The 6,555-nt window shown below is 61.9% G+C and carries 1 protein-coding gene; it reads right to left on the bottom strand.

Annotated elements, in window-relative coordinates; all coding sequences use genetic code 11:
- Positions 1–6,543: amino acid adenylation domain-containing protein (locus tag ACFQ6H_RS29610; RefSeq protein WP_378650409.1), on the bottom strand; the 6,543-nt coding region annotated here is incomplete at its 3' end.
- Positions 6,544–6,555: the final 12 nt, after the last annotated feature.

Below are 6,555 nucleotides of genomic sequence, written 5' to 3'. Positions count from 1 at the left end.
CGCCGCCAACACAAACCCATTACGCTCCGCAGGCTGATCCGGATCCACCGGAACATACCCACCACCAGCCCTGAGCACACCGTAAACCACAACCAACAAATCAACCGACCGACGAACCGCAACACCCACCAACGACTCCGGCCCCACACCCACCGAAACCAAATACCTGGCAAAACGATTCACCCGAGCATCGAACTCCGCAAACGACAGAGACTGCCCCTCGAACGAGAGCGCTACCGCATCCGGAGACGCCGCCACCTGCGAAACAAACCCGTCCAACACCGACACACCCGCAACCTCACGAGCCGTGTCATTCCACCCCTCGAGCACCAACGAACGCTCAACAGAATCCAAAATATCAACGTCACCAACACGCACCGAAGGATCGGTGGCTACGGAGGAGAGCAGTCGAAGAACTCTGTCCAGCAACGCAGTGGCGTAGTCGGCATCGAAGAAGTCCGGTAGGTACCGCAGCGTCAAGTGCAACTGCTCGTCGAGTGCGATCAGCAGGGTCAACGGGTAGTTCGTGGAATCGTCCGAGGCGATGTCGTCGATCATCATTCCGTCGAGAACATCCGCCTGCGCGGCGAGGCCCTCACGGTCGACCGGGTACGACTCGAATACAACCAACGTGTCGAACAGTGTTCCGACGTCCGCTGCTTTCTGGACATCGGTCAAACCGAGATAGTGATGATCAAGCATTCTCGCCTGCTCGATCTGGACCCTGGCAACCAATTCTTCGACGGACTCCGCGGCGTCGAGGCGCACCCGCACGGGGAGGGTGTTGATGAACAACCCGACCATCGATTCGACGCCGGTGAGCGCCGGTGGCCGGCCGGACACTGTTGCACCGAAGACAACGTCGTCGGTTCCGGTCAACGCACCGAGCAGGACCGCCCACGCGCTCTGCACGATCGTGTTGGCGGTGACCCCGAGTCGTGCGGCCAGAGCTGTGAGCGCCGTCGTTGTCTCCGACGACATCGACACGTTCAGCTTCTGTGACAGCGCGGTGAATTCCTGTCCGCCTGTGACCTGAGCAAGCAGCGTCGGCTCTTCGACGCCGGAAAGCGCATCCGCCCAGGCTGCGAGTGATCGATCACGATCCTGATCGACAAGCCACGCCAGGTAATTGCGATAGCTACGCACACGCGGAAGAACCGCGTCGTCACCACGCGTCGCGTACAGCGCCAACAGGTTCTGCAAGAGCAGCGGCACCGACCAACCGTCGAGAATGATGTGGTGATTCGCCACCACCAAGCGATAGTCCCCCTCCGCCATGGTGACGAAGGTGAACCGAATCAACGGCGGTGACGCCATGTCGAAGTGCGTCGCCTGGTCAGCCGTCAAAACTTCGTTCAGGGCTGCCTCGCGGTCGACGGCCGCAATATCGCTGAGATCGATATTCCGCCACGGGACGTCGACGTCCGCGAGGACTATCTGGACCGGCGTGCCGTCGTCGTCGGCCGTGAATGCCGTTCGCAGGTTCGCGTAGCGGTCGATGATTCCCTGTGCTGCAGTACGCAATCGGTCGGAATCAACCTTCCCGGACAGAGTGAGAATCATCTGCACCGAGTAGAGGTCGACGCTGGATTCCGCCAACATCGCGTGGAAGAGCAAACCGGACTGCAGCGGCGCCAGCGGCCAGATGTCGGTCACTGTTCCGAATCGATTCTCGAAGCCGTCGATATCCCGCTGGCTCACAGAGACAAGCGGCACGTCGGACGGCGTGAGTCCACCTGCTCCGACGGAGCGAGAATGCTCCGCCAGGGCAGTCAGTGCTTCGACCCAAATCTGTGCAAATGCCTCGACACTCTCGCCGTCGATGGCACCGACGGGGTATGCGAAGGATGCCTCCAGAACAGCACCGTCTGCGCCGTCGTTGACGATCGCATTGATGTCGACGACTTTGTTTGCGGGCATGTCGACGTCTTCGGGTGCTGACACGTTGGCGAAATCGCCGGCCGGCAGCCACCCGAGTCCCTCGACACCTGCCGGAAGATCCTCAGCGACAACTCTTCCCAAGTAGTTGAAGCTGACCTGTCCCCCGGCGAAGCGAGAAAGCACTGCGCGCGTGTCTTCGTTCAGGTAGCGCAGCAGTCCGTACCCGACGCCCTTGTCCGGGATCGCCAGCAGCTGTTCCTTCACTGCTTTGATCGCGCGTCCCGCCGAATCACCTCCGGCGAAAGCGTCACCCAGGTCTACCTCGGAAAGATCGAGACTGATCGGGAAGGCAGCGGTGAACCAGCCAACGGTCCTTGACAGATCCACGCCAGGAATCACTGCTTCTTCGCGGCCGTGGCCCTCGAGTTGCAGCAGGGCAGATGACGAGTCGATTCCGGCTCGGCGACGCCACTCGATCAGCGCGAGTGCCAGTCCAGCGAGCAGGCCGTCGTTGGCGCCGCCGTTGAATACCTCCGGCAGCGTGGTCAGCAGAGTCTCGGTCACCTCAGCGGGGACCGTCACGCTTATCCGCTGAACCGTTGCCGCAACGTCGACGGCAGAGTCGTACGCCCTCTTGCCCAGCACCGGGTCCGGTGTCTGCAACACCTTCCGCCACGTATCCAGCTCGGCCACACGCGAATCGCGATGCGCCTCGTCGGATAGTGCGTGAGCCCAGCGTCGCATCGACGTACCCGTCGGCTCGAGAGCCACATCCCCCGTCGCTCCGCTCGCCCCGGCCATTTGAGCCGCAGCCGACACCAGATCCGGAACGATGATTCGCCAGGAGACCCCATCGACGATCAGGTGATGTGCAGCAATGATCAAGCGCCCGGTGCGAGTGGGACCGAAGTCGACCCACACGAACTGAACCATTACGCCGTCCGCCGGATTCAACCGGCCGAGAGCCTCGTCGAGGCCCTTGGAAGCCGTGAGAACAATTGTCGACTCATCCGCAGACGCATCAACATCCACGCGGCTGAGCAAATCCTCGACGTCCACGGTTCCAGGCTCGGAGACCGACATTCCCCATCCGCGACCGTCGGAGATCAACCGCGAGCGGAACATGTCGTGGTGGTCGACGACTGCAGCGAGTGTTCGCACGATGTCGGCTCGCTGCACTCCGAGTGGTAGCTCGAGAGTCATCGTCTGTGTGAATCGGTTGTAGCTGCCACCGCGCTCGACCATGAATCGTTCGATCGGCGTCAACGGCATCCAGCCGACTCCACCGCCCGGCAACTCCTCGAGCACCACCGCGGCCTCGACGTCGGCGGCATACTTCGCCACTTCGGCCAATGCCGCGACAGTCTTGCTCTCGAAGACGTCACTGGGTGCGAATACGACCCCACGTGCCTTCGCACGAGAGACGAGTTGGATGGACATGATCGAGTCGCCGCCCTGAGCGAAGAACGAGTCGTCGGTGCCGATGCGATCCAGGCCGAGAACGTCCGCGAAGATCTCGCTCAGGATTTGTTCCATCTCGGTGACCGGGGCGCGGAATTCCTTGGTCTCGAAAACCGGTGCTGGGAGCGCTTTTCGGTCCAGCTTGCCGGCCGGGCTGAGCGGCATGTCCGAGGAGACCATGACCGAAGCCGGAACCATATGGGCCGGCAGGGTTCTGGAGACGAATTCGATCAATTCCGCCGAAGTGACCGAAGCGTGCTTTCCGGTGAACACGTACGACACCAGTGCCGGAGCACCCGACGGCAGGGTCGTACCCATCGTCGCAGCGAACTCGACCTCGGGGTGTGCCGTCAGCGATGCATCGATTTCACCGAGTTCGATACGGAAACCGCGAATCTTGACCTGGAAATCGTTGCGGCCCACGTATTCCACTGCGTAAGTGGACGGTGCGGTTCCAGCGACCCAACGGACCACGTCACCGGTCCGGTACATACGCTCGCCGGGATTCCCGTGCGGGTTTGCCACGAATCGATCGGCACTCAGGCCCGGGCGACGATGATAGCCACGCGTGACCTGAGGACCGGACAGATAGAGCTCGCCCGAGACTCCGAGTGGAACTGGATTGAGTCGTGTGTCCAGAACGAATGCGGCCATGTCACCGATCGTGGCGCCGATGTCCATTCGGTCACCGGGCAGAAGCGGAACGCTGACGTTCGTCACGATCGTCGTCTCGGTCGGGCCGTAGACATTCAGGAACGTCCTGGGAGCCGATGCCGATGCCGATGCCGCCGAGCCTTCCCCTGTCGTCCACTTGCTGATCAGCTCTGGCGAATACGCCTCGCCGCCCACGCCTACGACCGACAGGTCGTCCAAGCCGCTCGGGTCCATCGACGCCAGAGCCGCCGGTGTGATGAATGCATGCGTGACTCGTTCACTACGGAACACCTCGGCCAGTTCGTCGCCGCCGTACACGCCAGGCGGGACGATGACCATCGCCGCGCCAGTGGCAACCGCGAGGAACAACTCGAGCATCGACGCGTCGAAACTCGGTGACGCGAAGTGCAACGTCCGCGAGGTGGGCTTCACGAGGTAATGCGCGGCCTGCGTGACACTGAAGCTCGCCAGACCCGCGTTGGTCGCGACAACGCCCTTCGGCAGTCCGGTCGTGCCGGAGGTGTAGATCACCCAAGCCGGATGAGCAGTCGTCAGTGGACGGACACGTTCCTCGGCAGCGATTGACGCTCCGGACACTCCGGCGGTCATCTGTTCGCCGAGCGGTCCGTCCACGACCAACCACTCGACGTCGTCGGTGAGATTCGGACGTTCGACGTCGAGGGTCAGGCCTACCTTCGCACCGGAGTCGCTGAGCATGTGCACGATACGGTCTGCCGGATAGTGCGGATCGATCGGAACCACCGCTGCCCCGGTCTTCGACACTGCCCAGACCGCGAGTACCGATTCGACGGATCTCGGAATCGACACCGCGACAAGATCTTCAGCCCCGAGACCACGGTTGATCAAAACGCGGGCCAGCTTCGACGACCACTCGTCGACCTCGCGATACGTCATGGACCTACCGGCAGCGGCCTGCGCCGTGCCGGGGTAGCGCAATGCGACGTTGTCCGGGTAGCGCGCAGCAGCGTCGGCAAGAATCTCGGCCAACGGCGCCTGGGCAACTCCTGACGAAGCCCTCTGGCTCGTCAGAACTTCGCGCTCGGACGCGTCGAGGATTTCGATGTCACCCACTGCACTCGTGGAGTCCGCCGCAATTCCGTTCAGGATTCGCATCAGCCGTGCGGCGAATCCCCGGACAGTCGATTCGTCGAACAGATCCGTCGCGTACGTGAACGTCGCCGACAGTCCCTCCGCTACTTCGCTGATCGTGAGCTGCAGGTCGAACTTGGCCACAGTCTCGTCGATTGCGAACTCGGCGGCAGTCAGACCCGGCAGAGCCAACGAATTCTGCCCCAGGTTCTGGAACGCCAATGCCACCTGGAACAGCGGGTGGTGTGCCCTCGATCGAACGGGATCCAGAACTTCCACGAGCCGCTCGAAGGGAAGGTCCGAGTGCGCGAACGCCTGAAGATCGGTCTCTCGAGCCGACGACAGAAGTGTGGTGAACGGGGCCGAAGGATCAACCTCGGTACGCAGCACCAAGGTGTTGACGAACATTCCGATCAAATCGTCGAGTTCGGATTCACCTCGTCCTGCCATCGGCGCGCCGATGGTGATATCCGTTGTTCCTGACAGACGTGCGAGAAGTGATGCCAGCGCCGAATGGACCACCATGAACATCGACGCATTGTGCTCACGACCGACACCGATGAGCCTCTCGTGCAGTTCCTGGCCGATCGAGAATTCGAATGTTGCTCCCTGACCGGAGAATACCGCCGGCCGAGCCCGATCCCCGGGAAGATTCAACTGTTCGGGCACACCGTCGAGTGCTTGCGCCCAGTAAGTGATCTGCTGCGCGATGACGGACTGCGGATCCTCCTCGGACCCGAGAACCTCACGCTGCCACAACGAGTAGTCGGCGTACTGCACCGGCAACGGCGTCCAGGTCGGAGCCTGGCCGTTGGTTCGGGCGTAGTAGGCGGTCATGATGTCGCGGGTCAACGGGCCCATCGAGAAACCGTCGGTCGAGATGTGATGCACCACGAATACGAGAACATGCTCGTCGGCCTTGATCTGGAACAGCTTGGCGCGCAACGGAACCTCGGTTGTCACGTCGAAGCCCGTCGCCACGAAGTTCGCTACCTCGGAAATAATCTCCGAATCCGAGACCAAGGTTGCAGCGAGGTTCACGTCGACATCAGCAGGCGCAACGATCTTCTGATAGCCGACGCCGTCGACCTCGGGGTAGACCGTGCGCAGAACCTCGTGGCGGCCGATAACGTCGTGAACTGCCTGTTCCAGCCCCGACACGTCCAGTTTTCCGGTGAGAGTTATCGCAACCGGGACGTTGTTTCCTGCCGAGCTCGTATCCAACTGGTTGAGGAACCACATACGCTGCTGCGCCAACGACAACGGCACCCGAACCGGACGCACCTGCGCAGTCAACGCCGCACGCGAACCACCACCGACATGAGAACCCAAACGAGCAGCCAACGCCTCCACCGTCGACGCCTCGAACAACTCCCGCACCGACACCGAAGCATCCAACGCCTGACCCAACCGAGACGTCACCTGCGTCGCAATCAGCGAATTACCACC

It is taken from the genome of Rhodococcus sp. NPDC056506 (genome assembly GCF_042794945.1).
In the GTDB taxonomy this organism is placed as follows: Bacteria; Actinomycetota; Actinomycetes; order Mycobacteriales; family Mycobacteriaceae; genus Rhodococcus_F.
This window is presented reverse-complemented; position numbering and strand designations above follow the sequence as displayed.